Below are 14294 nucleotides of genomic sequence, written 5' to 3'. Positions count from 1 at the left end.
TTCAGTGTGGGCGCCGAGCGGCGGCACAATCGCCGCCGATCAGAGCCTGCAGGCGTAGAGCGCTTCGCTCTCGCCCGGCTCGCCGCACCGCCACTCGGTCGGCGCGCCGTCGTCGTCGAGGATCGCGCGCAGGCGCACGTCGAACCACTGCGTGTCGGCGCCGTCGATCGCCATGATCGGCACCGACAGCTCGATGGCTCCCGCCGCCTCGTCGACATCGACCGGGTAGGGCTCGCCGACCGGCAGCAGCTGCAGCCCGTGGGGCACGGGGCAGCGGGCGCGCATCTGGCAGTCGGCGACGGTGTCGAGCGCGAGCTCGGTGGCGAGGTCGCGGATGCGCGGCACGACGCCAGCGGTCACGTACGGCACGGTGGGGGTGCGCAGGTCGCCGTCGACGACGAAGCGATCGCCTCCGGAGAGGAAGAACGGGCCTGAGAACGCGTCGATCGTGTAGCTGCCCGGATAGAGCAGCACGGGCGTGCCGCCGTCGAGCGGCACGCCGGCCACCTGCACCCGCGCGATCGGATCGGTGAAGGTCACGTCTGCGACCTCTGCGAGCGAGGTCGTGAGCCGCCACTCCCCCTCGACGAGCTCGGCCTCCAGCGCCCGGAACACCTCGGTGCCGCCGATCCGGTAGCGCACATCCGCAGACCCGTCGGCGCCGTCGACCTGCACGAGCTGCACCGCGTAGTCGGTGATCGGCTGTGCCGACTGCAGCACCGCATCCGGAGCCACCCGGCCGCTCTGCACCGGCACCAGCTCGCTCGCAACGCCAGCGCGGCCGGACGCGATGGCGGTGAGGTACTCGAGCGCCACCGAGCGCAGGTGCTCAGCCTGGGTCGCGGCCGCCGAATGATCGAGGGCCTGCATCGCCGCGGGGATGGCGCCGCCGACGAGCGCGCCGACGAGTCCGGCGATCACCAGCTGCCGCCAGCCGAAGAGGCGCGTGAGCCGTGGTGCCGTGCCCGGACTGAGGGGGTCGTCGAGCGTTGCGGCATCCGCAGGGGCGGCGGGACGTGCTTCGGGCCGAGCGGCAGCCTCCGCCTGTGGCGGCATCTCGAACTCCGGCATCGCCGTCGACACAGCATCATTCTCGCGCTGGTGCGGCGGCGGGGGAAGGGGCCAGTTGCCCTCGAGTGATCGGACGCCTGCTGCTGAGCGGCTCAGACCGGGGCGGAGAGCGCCTCGAGGAAGCCCCAGCCGAACGAGGTCGCTGCGGCGAAGAGCACGACGAACGCGATGCCCAGTGCTGCTCCGAACACGCCCGTGCGTCGCCCATCCGTCGTGGTCGCGCCCATGATGCCGCAGACCACACCGACGAAGGAGACCAGCGAGGCGAGGATCACGACCGTCAGCAGCAGCGGGAACGCACCGGGCCGAGGCGCGAAGAGGTAGCTGAACTGCTGCGCGAGCGAGACGACCTGCAGCACGACCGCGAGCAGCAGCAGCCAGAGCGAGATCGGGCCCAGGCGGGCGCGGCGGCGCTCGTGCGGAGAGCGCGCCTGTGCACGTCGGGGCGCCTCGTCGGCGAGCATCAGTTCTTCGATCACACCGTGATGCTACGAACCCGATGCGATGTGCGCGCGGAGGCGCGCCACCGCCTCCGCTACTGCAGCAGGCCGAGGCCCAGCGCGACGATGAGGAAGACCACCGGGTTCGAGATGACGAGCAGGCCGCCGGAGATCGCCGCCATGGTGATGTTGGCGCTGCCGCGCTTGACGAAGGCGGTGATCGCGAAGGCGATCGCGAGCAGCGTGACGATGCCCCAGACCGGCAGCAGCCAGAAGACCAGGCCGTCGAGGTCGACCCACGCGATGCCCATGCCGACCAGGAAGCTGGCACCGCAGAGCGCGGATGCGACGAGCGCGAGCACTCCCCAGATGGGATTGCGGCGTCGGGTCGTGGCGCGGGTCTCGATCACCCATGGCAGCTCGGTCACTCGTCGATTGTGCCAGGCGTGCGAGCATGAGCGCGTGGACCTCGCCTTCGAACGGCTCGCCGACCGCATGCACGTCGTGTCGCTGCCCCTTGCGACGCGCTTCCGCGGCGTCGAGCATCGCGAGGTCGCGCTGTTCTCCGGGGCTGCCGGCTGGGGCGAGTGGAGCCCGTTCCTGGAGTACGAGCCCGAGGAGGCCGCGCGGTGGCTGCGGGCCGCGCTCGAGGACGCCGAGCTCGAGCGGCCTGCGGTCGTGCGCGAGCGCATCCCGGTGAACGCGACGCTGCCTGCGGTGGGGCCGGATGCCGTTGCGGGTTTGCTGGCGCGCTATGACGGGTGCCGCACCGTGAAGGTGAAGGTCGCGGAGCGCGGGCAGTGGCTGGACGAGGATGTCGCGCGGGTCGCGGAGGTGCGGGCGCTGTTGCCTGACGCGCGCATCCGGGTGGATGCGAACGGCGGTTGGAGCGTCGACGAGGCAGAGACCGCGGTGCGGGCGCTCGAGCACTTCGACCTGGAGTACGTGGAGCAGCCGTGCGCGAGCGTGCCCGAGCTGGCCGAGCTGCGCACGCGACTGCATCGGCTGGCGATCCCGATCGCGGCCGACGAGTCGGTGCGCAAGGCCGAGGATCCGCTGCTCGTCGCTCGCGCCGGTGCCGCCGACGTGATCGTGGTGAAGGCGCAGCCGCTGGGCGGCATCCGCGCGGCGCTCGCCATCGTCGAGGAGGCAGGGTTGCCCGCAGTCGTCTCGAGCGCGCTCGACTCGTCCGTGGGGCTGTCGCTCGGCGCGGCGCTGGCCGGCGCGCTCCCCTCGCTGCCCTACGACTGCGGGCTCGGCACCGGAGCGCTGCTGGCCGCCGACGTCGCGTCGACGCCGCTGCTGCCCGTCGGGGGCACGATCCCCGCGGGCCGCGTCTCCCCCGACCCGGCACTCCTCGCTGCCCACGCCGCTGCCCCCGAGCGGCTGGAGCACTGGCGCGCGCGCCTCGCCGCCTGCATCCCGCACCTCTGACGCGAGGGCCGACTGCGCGCCTCTGCGCGCCGCGGCTGCGCGCTTCTGCGCGCCGCGCATCCTGCGCCGGCCTGGCCGGCCCCGTCGCGCCAACCGGTGCGCACCGCCTCGGGCGGGACTATCGCGGCGGCCCGGTGCTCACCGGTCGACGGTGCGGGCCGCTCTCCACACCCGCGGCCTTCGCCGCAGCGGGACGCTCCCGAGTGCACGACGATGCCGCGATGGACTTCCTGCACTGGCTCGCCACCGCGGGCGGCGTCTGCACGACGGCTATCGCGAGCGAGCACATCAGCGAGCGCGAGCTGCGAGAGCTCCGTCGCCGGGGTGCGCTCCGGGTGCCGCTCCGAGGCTGGGTCGCTCTCGACGGCGTCGACAACGACGTCACGCGGGCCTTGGGGCTCGGCGGTGTCGTCAGCTGCGTCAGCGCGTTCCGCAGCCTGGGACTCTGGACGCCGCATGGCGACCGCGACCTCCACATCCGCGTGCATCGCGAGACCCACAGCGCGCGCCTCGCGCGCGCATCGCGGGCTGACGGCATGCGGGTGCACACACTGCTCCGACACCTCCCGGAACGCCGGCCGTGGGACGGCACCGACTCGATCCCCACCTCGCTCGCGGTGGCAGCAGGGTGCGTTGCAGAGGTCGACCTGATCGCCGCCGCAGACAGCGCGCTGCGCGCCAAGAAGCTGCACCGCGACGAGCTCCACGACCTCACGCGACAGCTGCCCAAGGCGCTCCGTCGCTCGCTCGAGCGCGCCTCCGAGCAGTCGGGGTCCGGGTCGGAGTCGACGTTCGCCGCGATGCTGCACCGCGCGCAGATCGCATTCACCCAGCAGCCCGAACTGCTGCCCGGCGAGTTCTGCGACTTCCTGATCGGCAAGTCGCTGGTCGTCGAGGTCGACTCACTCGAGTGGCACGGCTCGCGCAAGCAGATGGCGAATGATCGCAGGCGAGACGCCGCGCTCACGATGCTCGGCTACCGCGTGCTCCGCTTCACCTACGAGCAGGTGATGTTCGAGCCACAGGCCGTGATGGCGATCGTGCTCGACCTGGTGCGACGCAATGTCCACAGGCGGGCACCGATCACCCGAGACGCGTGACCGTCAACCGGTGAGAACCGGCTTCGACGTGATTATCGCGGCGCAGCCGCTTCTGGCCGGTTGAGCGTCAGCGACCAGCTGCCGATGACGGTGGCGGTGGTGCGTCCTGCTCGGGCAGCGCAGCAGCCCGGCTCAGAGGCCGGAGTAGGCGTGCAGGCCCGCGAAGAACTGGTTCACGATCGTGAAGTTGAAGATGATCGCGGTGAAGCCGATGATCTGCAGCCAGGCAGAGCGAGAGCCGCGCCAGCCCCGGGTCGCGCGCGCATGGACGTAGCCCGCGTAGATGACCCAGATCACGAAGGTCCAGACCTCCTTCGTGTCCCAGCCCCAGTAGCGGCCCCAGGCGTGCTCCGCCCAGATCGCGCCGGCCATCAGCGTGAAGGTCCAGAAGATGAAGCCGATCACGCCGACGCGGTAGGCGAGATCCTCGAGCTGCACCGGGCTCGGCAGCGACCGCAGGAAGCCGTTGTCGCGCTTCTCCTTGATGAGCTGCAGGATGCTCAGGCCGGTGCCGAGGCCCATGAATCCGGTCGCGAGCGTCGCCACGAAGACGTGGATGACGAGCCAGTACGACTGCAGCGCCGGCGGCAGCGGCGTGACCTCGACGTAGTAGTTCACGGTCGCGACGCCCAGGAACACGGTCGCGAGGCCGGTGATGAACACGCCGAGGAAGTTCAGGTCCTTCCACAGCCGCGACAGCACGAAGACGCCGACGATCACGGCGACGCCGGTGAGCGCGAACTCGTACATGTTCGACCAGGGCACGCGCCCGGCCGCGAGGCCTCGCAGCAGCGCGCCGCCGAGGTGCAGCGCCCACGCGAGCACCGTGAGCGCGAAGCCGATCCGAGCGCCGCGACTTGCGGTCGTGAGGGGGGCGGATGCGTCGGGGCGGGCAGGTGCGTCGGGGCGGGCAGGTGCGTCGGCGCCGGCGAGCGCACCCGCGCCGACCAGCTCGCGCGCCTCGGCAGGCACCGGCTTCGCCGCCGAGCGGCGTGCGACGTCGACCGCGTAGGCGATGAACGCGAGCGTGTACACGGCCATCGCCGAGTAGACAAGCGTCAGCGAGTAGGAGTCGAAGTCGGCCGGGGTCACGAGTCGATCGTACCCTCGCGACGGCTGCCGGGCTCGGGCTCGGCATCGCCAGCGTGCTCCGCGACAGCGGGCTCGGCCCCGCCCCCGAGCCGCTTCGCCAGATCGTCGACCGCGCGCTCGAGCGTCGGGTCCTCGCCACGCGCGAGTCCGGCGAGCTCGAGCCTGCCGCCCACGGCCTTCACCCACAGGCGGCGCCGCGGGATGAGCAGCGAGCCGAGCAGCGAGACCATCAGCACCACCGCGATCCAGAACACCGGCGTCTGCGTGTGATCCACATGCACGTCGATCACCCCGTAGCGCCGCACATCCTCGAACGTGATCGTGCCGAGCCCGCCCGGAATGTCGACCGTCTGCCCCGGTGCGATCGTCAGCGCATCGGTGCCCGATTCCCCGCCCGCGATCTGCGTCATCTCGTCGGTCTCGAGCGCATACACCGAGCGCGGGACCCCGGCGTCGAGGCCCAGATCCCCCGTGAACGCCTGCAGCGACAGCACCGGGTTCGCGAGGTCTGGGTAGGCGGATGCGAGGGCGCCGGTGTCGAGCGGCACGGCCGTCGGGTAGAAGAAGCCGCGTAGGCCCAGCTGCTCCCCGAGGCCATCCGGCAGCTTCATCACGCCCAGGCTCGTCATCTGGTCGTCCTGGGCGAGGAACGGCGTGTACTCGTCGTAGACGAGATCGCCCTCGGCGTCGCGCACCGAGATGCGGGGCGCGTAGCCGTTCGAGATCAGGTAGAGGTCGGCGCCCGCGACGTTGAGCGGCTCGTTCACCTTGATCTGCGCGTCGCGCTCCGCGCCATGCTCGGTGACCGACACGTGCGCGGTGAAGTCGAGCGGTGCGCCGACGGCGTTCGGGTTCTCGGTCTCGTAGACCACGTCGAGGTCGTCGAGCTGCACCGAGAACGGATCCAGCGCCGCGTCGTCGAACCACTGCCCCGCCGTGAACGTGTCATAGCTCGACAGCGTGTTCGCGAAGCCGCGCCCCTCGACCACGAGCCGCTGCCCGTTGTAGCCGAAGCCCGAGCCGAGGCCCACCACCAGGATCATCGCCAGCAGCGAGATGTGGAACAGCAGGTTGCCCGTCTCGCGCAGGTAGCCGCGCTCGGCAGAGACCGAGTCGCCGTAGCGCGTCGTGCGGTACCCGAGCCTCTTGAGCACCCCATCCGCACGGTCGAGGTCGGATGCGTCGCCCGCCACGGTCTGGAAGCCGACGAGGCGAGACAGGCGGGCGGGGGTGCGCGGCGGCAGCGCGCGCATGGCCTTCCAGTGGTGCATGAGGCGCGGGATGACGCAGCCGACCAGGGAGGTGAACAGCAGGATGTAGATGGCCGAGAACCATGGGCTCGAGTAGACGTCGTGGAGCGACAGCGCGTCGTAGAGCCACACCAGATCGGGATTGTCGGCGCGCACCTGGATGACGCCGTTCGGGTCGCTCGAGCGCTGCGGCACGAGACTGCCGGGGATCGCGCCGACCGCGAGCAGCAGCAGCAGCACGATCGCCGTGCGCATCGACGTGAGCTGCCGCCACAGGAAGCGCAGCCAGCCGACCACGCCGAGCCTCGGCCCGCTGCCGGGCGCGCTCTCGGCGGGCTCGGCCGAGTCGATGTGGTCGCCCGGGCGCAGCGGGTCGGAGCTAGATGATGGTGACAACGGAGGCGATCCAACCCTGGAGCGATTGCATGATGGCGTTCCACGCGCCGGTGACCATGAGCAGGCCGATGGCCATGAGCATGGCACCGCCGACGATGTTGACGAGGCGGATGTGTCGACGCAGCCACGCGACGGCACCGCCCGCCCAGCCGAGCCCGAGCGCGATGAGCAGGAACGGGATCCCCAGGCCGAGCGCGTAGGCGAGGCCGAGGATCGCGCCCTGCCAGGCGCTGCCGGTCGTGACCGTGAGCGCGCTGATCGCGGCGAGGGTCGGGCCCGAGCAGGGGGTCCAGCCGAGCGCGAAGACCACGCCGACGACCGGCGCGGCCCACATGCCGCCCGACTTCACCTGCTGCGGCTTCCAGATGCGCTGCAGGAAGGAGAACTGCCCGACGAAGACGAGCCCGAGGAGGATGAGCACCACGCCGAGGATGCGCACGAGCAGATCGGCGTACTGCAGCAGGAACGAGCTGGCCGCCCCGACGATGGCGTTGCCGAGCACGAACACGAGCGTGAAGCCGGCGATGAACAGCGCGACGCCCGCGATGAGGCGGCCGCGGCCACCCTCCTTGTCGCCGACGAGCGAGCCGACCAGGCCCAGATAGCCGGGCACGAGCGGCAGGATGCACGGGCTCGCGAACGAGACGAGCCCGGCGAGCAGCGCGATCGGCACCGAGACGAGCAGCTGCCCGCTCAGCACGGCGCCCGCAGGGTCGAACGCGGCCACGTCGAAGGCGGTAAGGGGCGCGAGCGAAGCCGCGGCGAAGGGGACGGCGAAGGTCACCGCTCGAGCTCCTCCCGCAGCAGCGTCGAGAGGATGCTGGTGTCGGTCACGGCGCCGGAGATGCGGGCGGCCACGCGGCCCTCGGCGTCAAGGATGATCGTCGAGGGCACGGCGTTCGGGGCGACGATGCCGGTGAACGCGAGCTGCGCCTCGGCGGATTCGTCGTCGAGCACCGAGGGGTACTCGATGCCGAACTGCTCCTCGAAGGTCGCGGCCTGCGCGGCGCCGTCGCGCACGTTCACACCGATGAAGTCGACCTCGTCGCCGAGCTCAGCGTGCAGCTCGGCGAGCACCGGTGCCTCGACCCTGCACGGCGGGCAGGCGGCGTACCAGAAGTTGACGAGCGAGACGCCGTCGAGCTCGGCCGAGTCGAACTCGCCGCCCTCCGCGAGCGGGCCCGAGAACGGCTCCGGCGCCGTGCGATCCTCGGGCGCGAACTCCGTGACGAAGCCGTCGCCGGCGATGTACCCGGCGTCGCCGACCTGGCCCGCCACGCCGTCGGCCGAAGCACAGCCCGCGAGCGCGAGCGCAGCGAGCGCGATGCCGGCCACGCGCATCCGACGCCGCATCACACCGCCCCCGTGTCGATCGCGTCGACCGCGGCGGCCGGCTCGACGTAGTCGACCTCGGCGAAGCGGCCGTCCATGCGCGCGAAGCTCGTGATCGATGAGAGCTGGCAACGGCGCGAGCGCGGGTCGTGCCAGAGGTGCCTGCCCGCGATGTCGAGGTGCGCCATCCAGATCGGCGACTGGTGGCTGACCATCACGATGTCGCCGTCGTCGCCGGATTCCTCGAGCTCGTCCCAGGCATCCTCCATCGCCGCGCGCATCCGCTGGGCGATCGCCTTGTACGGCTCGCCCCACGACGGGCGGAAGGGATTGCGCAGCAGCGGCCACGACGAGGGATGCGTGAGCGCGCCGCTCGCCTCGAAGGTCTTGCCCTCGAACCGGTTCGTCGGCTCGATGATGCGGTGCTCGGTGCGGATCTCGAGGCCGAAGGCATCCGACCACGGCTGCGCCGACTGCTGCGCACGCTCGAGCGGGCTGGCCGCGAGCCGCACCACCGGTCGGGCCGTCTCGCCGCTGGAGAGCTGCTCGACGGCGAGCTGCGCCATGCGGTGGCCGCGCTGGGAGAGGGTGTAGCCCGGCAGCCGCCCGTAGAGCACGCCCTCCGGGTTGTGCACCTCGCCGTGGCGCACGAGATGGAGGCGACGGGCGGGCATGGGTCCGATCGTACCGGCGGAACCTATGGGCAGCGGCGCGACAGAATGGAGCACATGCCCCTCCTCGTGCCGCTGCTCGTCGCGCTCGTCGTCGTGCTCGCCGCCACGATGCTGTGGGTGTGGGCCGGCTCGATCGCCCACGTGCGGCACGGGCTGCCGGTCGCCGGGGCGGTCGCGGTGCTCGCCGCGGCGGGCCTGTGGCTGCTCGTGGCATCGGAGACTGCGGATGGGGTGCCCGCGTGGGCGGGCTGGGTCGCGCTGACGGCCTCGGCCGTCGCGCTCGTCGTCGGCTGGATCGGGCTGGCGCGCTGGGGCGTGCCAGCGCATCGGTAGGATCGAGCCCGTGACTCAGCGGACTCTCATCAAGGACCTCGCATCGCTCCCCGACGGCCCCGTGAAGGTGGCGGGATGGGTGGAGACGGTGCGCGACCAGAAGCGCGTGCAGTTCGTGATCCTGCGCGACGAGTCGGGCTCGGCCCAGCTCGTGAACCCCGTGAACGAGGAGACGGCGGAGACGGCCGCGAAGGTCTCCGCGCTCATGCACGGCTCGTTCATCACCGTCGAGGGCGACCTCAAGGCCGACGAGCGCGTCAAGCTCGGCGGCCTCGAGGTGAAGGTGCACTCGCTCACGGTCGAGTCGGCGGCCCTGGACTCCCCCATCGCCGATGACTCGTCGATCGACAAGCGCCTCGACTGGCGCTTCCTCGACCTGCGCCGCCCGGAGGCGCAGCTGATCTTCCGCGTGCAGACCACCATCGAGCACGCGATGCGCCAGCACTGGGTCGACGAGGGCTTCATCGAGCTGCACACGCCGAAGCTCATGGCCACGGCCTCCGAGTCGCGCGCCGAGCTCTTCGAGGTGCCCTACTTCGAGACCACTGCCTACCTCGCGCAGTCCCCGCAGCTGTTCAAGCAGATGGCGCAGTCTGCCGGCTTCGGGAAGATCTTCGAGATCGCCCCGGCGTTCCGCGCCGATCCCTCCTTCACGAGCCGCCACGCGACCGAGTTCACCTCGGTCGACAGCGAGATCTCCTGGATCGACTCGCACGAGGACGTCATGCAACTGCACGAGACGCTGCTGACGAAGGCGGTCACGGCGGTCGTCGAGAAGCATGGCGCCGAGCTCAAGGAGCACTTCGACATCGACCTGCAGGTGCCGACGACGCCGTTCCCGCGCATCACGCACGCCGAGGTCAAGGCGATCGTGGAGGCCCGCGGCCACACGATCGAGCGCACCGACGGCGACCTCGACCCCGAGGCAGAGCGCCAGATCTCGCAGCACGTGCAGGACGAGCTGGGCCACGACTTCGTCTTCGTGACGGAGTTCCCCTCGAGCGTGCGACCGTTCTACCACCTGCGCCCCGAGGGCCGCCCCGAGGTCACGAACTCCTACGACCTCATCTACAACGGTGTCGAGATCTCCACCGGCGCGCAGCGCGAGCACCGCGTCGATGTGCTCGAGGCGCAGATCGTCGAGAAGGGCATGAGCCCCGCGGAGCTCGAGGAGTACCTCGACTTCTTCCGCTACGGCGTGCCCCCGCACGGCGGCTTCGGCATGGGCCTGGCCCGCGTCGTCATGCTCATGCTTGGCCTCGGCTCGATCCGCGAGACGACCTTCCTGTTCCGCGGGCCGGCGCGGCTCACGCCGTAAGGCGGGCCTGGATGCGGTCGGCCAGCTTCGCGGGGTCGACGCGCCACGACGAGTGCGGGCGCCCGTCGATCAGCACGACCGGGATGTCGTCGGCCCATCGCGCCTCGAGCGTGGGGTCGTCGAGGATCGAGACCTCGGTGAGCGTCGCGCCCTCGAAGCCTGCGACGACACGCTCGACGATGGGCCGTGCCTCCTCGCAGAGGTGGCAGCCGGGCTTGGCGATGAGGGTGATCTCGACCATCGCGCCAGCCTAGGCGCCGCGCGTGCGGTCGAGCCGCTGCGGCATCGGCACGAAGCCTGCTGAACGATAGGTGGCGACAGCCCCGAGGCGCTCGCTCTCGGTGCACACCTGTGCGCTCGAGGCACCCAGCTCGCGCAGCGCGGCCGCGGCGGCCTGCGTGATGGCGCGCGCGTGGCCGCGACCGCGGTGCTCCTGGTGCACGCCCATCGGCTCGACGAGTCCGGGTCGCCCCTCTCCCGCCGACCAGACGATGATGCCTGCAGCAGCGTCATCACCGTCGAACCCGAGCAGGCAGCGAGCGTGCTCGAACGGTGAGCCCGCCGCCATCGCGTACCAGCGCTCGTCGACGGCGGCCGCCGTGTCGAAGGCCGAGCGCTGCACGGCGGCCCACGCCGAGACCAGCGCTGGGTCGGAGCCGTCGACCTGCACGATCCGCAGCGGGCGCTCGCTCTCGTCGACCTCCACCGCATCCGTCAGGTCTCGCTCGAGCGGCGTCCATGGCTCGCCGCTGCTCCAGCCCGCGTCGGCCAGCCGCGCATCCAGCAGTGCGCCCGTCGGCGCCTCCACGCTCACGCGGCCAGCGGGCAGCACACCGCGCTCCGGACGCACCAGGTCGTCGATCATCGAGGCCGCGAGCGACTCGTCGTGTCGCAACTCGGGCGCGGTGGTGACGCGCAGCAGATCGGCACCGTCGAGCAGCCCGACGGCGGCCACCTCGCCATCCAGGCGCCACGTGCGCACCGCATCGGCCGCTCGCTGTGCACCGAGGCGCCAGAACCAGCCGATGTCGCCGGGGTGCAGCTGCAGCGGGTCGCGGCTGCGCTGCCAGCTGGCAAGGTGTCGCACCGCGTCGTGCAGCCCTTCGGTGTCAGGGGTCGCGAGCTCGATCGTCACCCACTGATCTCACCACAGCAGGCTGAGCGGCACGCGCAGAGGCCGGGCACCTGCAGATGCAGGGCCCGGCCTCTGAAGCAACCGCCTACTTCTTGTTGCGGCGCTGGTGGCGCGTCTTACGAAGCTGCTTGCGGTGCTTCTTCTTCGACATGCGCTTGCGGCGTTTCTTGACCACAGAACCCATTGAGGTTCCTCACTTCCGTTGGAGATTGCTCGTCGACGCTGCGCGATCGCCAACGCCTCGAGGCGATCGGCATCAGCGCAGGGAAAACGCTCGGGACATCGTACCGGAATCCGGCATGGCACCGCATTTCGGCGGTTCAGCGGATGCCCCAGCGCGAGACGGGCCGAGGAGCTGGCGTCGCAGCGGAGCCCAGCAATGGTCTCCGCTCACAGCTCCAGCGCTCAATCGAGCTTGGCGTCGTCGCCCTCTCGAGCTGGCCGGTCATCGCCGGCCTCGACCTCGTCGCGGCTGCGGATCCTGTCGCGCACGCCATCCAGGCGCTGCGAGGCGCGCGACTGCATATCATGCAGGCGATCCTGCACGTCCTGGATGCGGTCCCTTGCCTCCTGGACGCGGTCCTGGAGGTCGTGGACGCCTTCCGCTGCCTTGCGTCCGAGCGACGCGCCGACGGGCGCGGGGTGCTCGACGCGCTCTGAGACGCGCGCGAGCGCGGCCTCCGCGGCGACGCGTGCCTGCTCGGCGGCCTGTCGCGCCTGATCGGCGGCGGCACGCAGCGGTGCCTGCACATTGACGCCCGCCCACGCGGCGAAGGCGGCAGCGCCGAGGCTCGCCTCCTCCTGGTCGCTGTCGGCGAAGATGAACGGCATCAGCCAGTCGTCGATCTCGTCGAAGGGCGAGAGCACGATGGCATAGAAGCGGTGCTGGCCGTCTTCGCGGACGGTCACGAGGCCGGCGTCGCGCAGCGTGCGCAGGTGCTTCGACACGGTCGGCTGCGGCACGCCGAGCGCCTCGACGATCTGACTGACGCTCGCCTCTCCCGACGAGTCGCGGCGATCGAGGAGCACGCTGAGGATGTCCCGTCGCGTGCTGTCCGCGATCACGGTGAAGATGTCGGCCATGCGCAAAGCATGCCAGCGCGGCGCGGGCGCGACAAACCACCCCACCCCGAGGGGCTACGCTGGGCCCGTTCTGCGCCGAGATGCGGCGCTCAGATCTGCGGAGGCGCAGCACGTGGCAGAGCTTGGGACCTCAAGCGCGAGGTCGACGCTCGTGCGTCTGCGCGATCGGATCGAGGCGTTCACCGGCGCCTATCCCGCGCGCTTCGCGATCTTCGTCTTCGCGGGCCTGAACCTCGCCTTCATGCTGCTGTTCATGACGCCGCTCGCTGCGGCGGACGGACAGGGGACGCCGCTGGTCGACGCCTTCTTCCAGGCCGTCAGCGTCGTCTGCGTCACGGGGCTGTCGGTCGTCGACATGGCCACCCACTGGAGCCCATTCGGCAACGCGGTCGTGATGATCGGCGTCGAGGTCGGAGGCATCGGCGTGTTGACGCTCGCCTCGCTGCTGGGCATGACGGTGGCGCGCCGACTCGGGCTGCGCCAGCGCCTGATGGCGGCGAGCGACTCCAATCCGTCGCGCGTGCGCAAGGGCGTCGTGAAGGAGGGTCAGGCCATCCGCCTCGGCGAGGTCGGCGGGCTGCTGCGCACGGTCGCGCTCTCGGTGCTGGTGTTCGAGGCGGCGCTCATCGTGCTGCTGTTCCCGCGCCTGCTCCTCGCCGGCAAGGATCCGCTGACGGCCCTCTACGAGGCGACCTACTGGTCGATCATGGCGTTCACGAACTCGGGCTTCGTGCCTACGGTCGAGGGCCTCGACCCCTTCGCGTCCGACCCGTGGTTCCTGATCGTGCTGATGCTCGGCGTCTTCATCGGATCGCTCGGCTTCCCCGTCTACTTCGTGCTGCTGAAGCACCTCGGGCATCCGCGCCAGTGGTCGCTGCACGTGAAGCTCACCATCTCGGCCTCGCTCATGCTGTTCTTCGCCGGCGGCCTCGTCTACCTCGTGCTCGAGTGGGGCAACCCAGACTCGTGGGGCACCGACGAGTTCGGCCAGCAGGTGCTGCACGCGTTCTTCCTCTCGTCGATGGCGCGATCCGGAGGCTTCGCGGTCGACGACCTCGGCCTGCTCCACAACTCCAGCCTGCTGGTCACCGACATGCTGATGTTCGTGGGCGGCGGCTCCGCGTCGACCGCGGGCGGCATCAAGGTGACGACGCTCGCGATCCTCTTCCTCGCCGCGATCGCCGAGGCCCGCGGCCGCAAGTCGATGGAGGCCTTCGGCCGGCGCATCCCCTCCGACGTGCTGCGCCTCGCGGTCTCGGTCACGCTCTGGAGCGCGACGATCATCGCCACGGTCACGGTCGTGCTGCTCGAGATCACGGGCGCCCCGCTGTCGTTCGTGCTCTTCGACGTCATCAGCGCGTTCGGCACGGTGGGGCTCTCGACGGGCTTCACGCACTCGGGGCTGGAGGACAGCGCCAAGGTGATCCTGGCGCTGACGATGTTCGCCGGGCGCATTGGTAGTGTGACGCTCGCCGCAGCGCTGGCGGCGAGCCAGCGCACGCAGCTGTTCACGCGCCCCGAGGAGAGGCCGATCGTTGGTTGAGAGCGACCGACAAGCCCGCGCCGGCTCTACCGCCACGCGGGCACGATCCGATAAGGCTCACCCCTGGCTTCGCGGTGTCTTGGTCGGCGGGAG

Annotated in this window: 17 protein-coding genes; 5 read left to right on the top strand and 12 right to left on the bottom strand. The window is 70.9% G+C overall.

Annotation, left to right across the window (positions count from 1 at the left end):
• Nucleotides 1–39 precede the first annotated feature (39 nt).
• From MKD51_RS04095 to MKD51_RS04085, 3 genes are all read right to left on the bottom strand, one after another.
• The gene (locus tag MKD51_RS04095) at nt 40–1083 is read right to left on the bottom strand and encodes a hypothetical protein (RefSeq protein ID WP_240238457.1); all 1044 of its coding nucleotides are present in this window, start codon (nt 1081–1083) and stop codon (nt 40–42) included.
• A gap of 80 nt (nt 1084–1163) precedes the next feature.
• Complete coding sequence (locus MKD51_RS04090; protein ID WP_240238455.1) at nt 1164–1550, bottom strand: hypothetical protein; 387 nt, start codon at nt 1548–1550, stop codon at nt 1164–1166.
• 56 nt (nt 1551–1606) lie between these two features.
• On the bottom strand, nt 1607–1939 hold the full coding sequence (locus MKD51_RS04085; RefSeq protein WP_240238453.1) for a hypothetical protein: 333 nt from the start codon (nt 1937–1939) through the stop codon (nt 1607–1609).
• 34 nt (nt 1940–1973) lie between these two features.
• On the opposite strand from MKD51_RS04085, the gene MKD51_RS04080 reads away from it, so the two are divergent.
• On the top strand, nt 1974–2945 hold the full coding sequence (locus tag MKD51_RS04080) for an o-succinylbenzoate synthase (protein ID WP_346986687.1): 972 nt from the start codon (nt 1974–1976) through the stop codon (nt 2943–2945).
• Nucleotides 2946–3166: 221 nt separating this feature from the next.
• Complete coding sequence (locus tag MKD51_RS04075; RefSeq protein WP_240238445.1) at nt 3167–4045, top strand: DUF559 domain-containing protein; 879 nt, start codon at nt 3167–3169, stop codon at nt 4043–4045.
• 132 nt (nt 4046–4177) lie between these two features.
• Here the strand turns inward: MKD51_RS04075 and ccsB are convergent, their stop codons facing one another.
• The 5 genes from ccsB to MKD51_RS04050 are packed head-to-tail and all read right to left on the bottom strand — an operon-like array spanning nt 4178 to nt 8789.
• Entirely contained in the window at nt 4178–5086 is a 909-nt protein-coding gene (gene ccsB / locus MKD51_RS04070) for a c-type cytochrome biogenesis protein CcsB (RefSeq protein ID WP_240240818.1), read from the bottom strand.
• 47 nt (nt 5087–5133) lie between these two features.
• Nucleotides 5134–6783: a cytochrome c biogenesis protein ResB gene (locus MKD51_RS04065; protein WP_240238443.1), complete on the bottom strand. Its 1650-nt coding sequence runs from the start codon at nt 6781–6783 to the stop codon at nt 5134–5136.
• Entirely contained in the window at nt 6767–7510 is a 744-nt protein-coding gene (locus MKD51_RS04060) for a cytochrome c biogenesis protein CcdA (protein ID WP_240240816.1), read from the bottom strand. Before MKD51_RS04060 ends, MKD51_RS04065 begins: the two co-directional genes overlap by 17 nt.
• Before the next feature lie 53 nt (nt 7511–7563).
• Nucleotides 7564–8124 (bottom strand): TlpA disulfide reductase family protein, encoded by a 561-nt coding sequence (locus MKD51_RS04055; RefSeq protein ID WP_240238442.1) that lies wholly within the window; start codon nt 8122–8124, stop codon nt 7564–7566.
• 11 nt (nt 8125–8135) lie between these two features.
• Nucleotides 8136–8789 carry a histidine phosphatase family protein gene (locus MKD51_RS04050; protein ID WP_240238441.1) on the bottom strand — a complete coding sequence of 218 codons (654 nt, stop codon included), beginning with the start codon at nt 8787–8789 and terminating at the stop codon, nt 8136–8138.
• A gap of 54 nt (nt 8790–8843) precedes the next feature.
• Here MKD51_RS04050 and MKD51_RS04045 point away from each other — a divergent pair, with 54 nt between their 5' ends.
• A complete protein-coding gene (locus MKD51_RS04045; RefSeq protein WP_240238440.1) occupies nt 8844–9122 on the top strand; it encodes a hypothetical protein in 279 nt (92 codons plus the stop codon).
• 10 nt (nt 9123–9132) lie between these two features.
• A complete protein-coding gene (gene aspS, locus MKD51_RS04040) occupies nt 9133–10440 on the top strand; it encodes an aspartate--tRNA(Asn) ligase (RefSeq protein ID WP_240238439.1) in 1308 nt (435 codons plus the stop codon).
• Here aspS and MKD51_RS04035 read toward each other — a convergent pair.
• The 4 genes from MKD51_RS04035 to MKD51_RS16290 all read right to left on the bottom strand — a co-directional run bounded on the left by MKD51_RS04035 (nt 10430) and on the right by MKD51_RS16290 (nt 12658).
• Nucleotides 10430–10681 carry a glutaredoxin family protein gene (locus MKD51_RS04035; RefSeq protein ID WP_240238438.1) on the bottom strand — a complete coding sequence of 84 codons (252 nt, stop codon included), beginning with the start codon at nt 10679–10681 and terminating at the stop codon, nt 10430–10432. The genes aspS and MKD51_RS04035 overlap by 11 nt on opposite strands.
• A 9-nt stretch (nt 10682–10690) precedes the next feature.
• A complete protein-coding gene (locus MKD51_RS04030) occupies nt 10691–11575 on the bottom strand; it encodes a GNAT family N-acetyltransferase (protein ID WP_240238436.1) in 885 nt (294 codons plus the stop codon).
• 85 nt (nt 11576–11660) lie between these two features.
• Complete coding sequence (locus MKD51_RS04025; protein WP_074712200.1) at nt 11661–11759, bottom strand: AURKAIP1/COX24 domain-containing protein; 99 nt, start codon at nt 11757–11759, stop codon at nt 11661–11663.
• 221 nt (nt 11760–11980) lie between these two features.
• Nucleotides 11981–12658, bottom strand: coding sequence for a metalloregulator ArsR/SmtB family transcription factor (locus MKD51_RS16290; RefSeq protein WP_346986686.1), 678 nt, complete (start codon nt 12656–12658; stop codon nt 11981–11983).
• A gap of 112 nt (nt 12659–12770) precedes the next feature.
• Between MKD51_RS16290 and MKD51_RS04015 the strand changes: the two genes are divergently transcribed.
• Nucleotides 12771–14201: a potassium transporter TrkG gene (locus MKD51_RS04015; RefSeq protein WP_346986685.1), complete on the top strand. Its 1431-nt coding sequence runs from the start codon at nt 12771–12773 to the stop codon at nt 14199–14201.
• Nucleotides 14202–14294: the final 93 nt, after the last annotated feature.

This window comes from Agrococcus sp. ARC_14 (assembly GCF_022436485.1).
Lineage (GTDB): Bacteria > Actinomycetota > Actinomycetes > Actinomycetales > Microbacteriaceae > Agrococcus.
This window is presented reverse-complemented; position numbering and strand designations above follow the sequence as displayed.

Excerpts from the sequence above, each read along its gene's own strand:
- MKD51_RS04075 (WP_240238445.1), top strand. The coding sequence starts at position 3,167 with ATGGACTTCCTGCACTGGCTCGCCACCGCGGGCGGCGTCTGCACGACG.
- ccsB (WP_240240818.1), bottom strand. The coding sequence starts at position 5,086 with ATGGCCGTGTACACGCTCGCGTTCATCGCCTACGCGGTCGACGTCGCA.
- MKD51_RS04055 (WP_240238442.1), bottom strand. The coding sequence starts at position 8,124 with ATGCGCGTGGCCGGCATCGCGCTCGCTGCGCTCGCGCTCGCGGGCTGT.
- MKD51_RS04050 (WP_240238441.1), bottom strand. The coding sequence starts at position 8,789 with ATGCCCGCCCGTCGCCTCCATCTCGTGCGCCACGGCGAGGTGCACAAC.
- MKD51_RS04045 (WP_240238440.1), top strand. The coding sequence starts at position 8,844 with ATGCCCCTCCTCGTGCCGCTGCTCGTCGCGCTCGTCGTCGTGCTCGCC.
- MKD51_RS04035 (WP_240238438.1), bottom strand. The coding sequence starts at position 10,681 with ATGGTCGAGATCACCCTCATCGCCAAGCCCGGCTGCCACCTCTGCGAG.
- MKD51_RS04025 (WP_074712200.1), bottom strand. The coding sequence starts at position 11,759 with ATGGGTTCTGTGGTCAAGAAACGCCGCAAGCGCATGTCGAAGAAGAAG.
- MKD51_RS16290 (WP_346986686.1), bottom strand. The coding sequence starts at position 12,658 with ATGGCCGACATCTTCACCGTGATCGCGGACAGCACGCGACGGGACATC.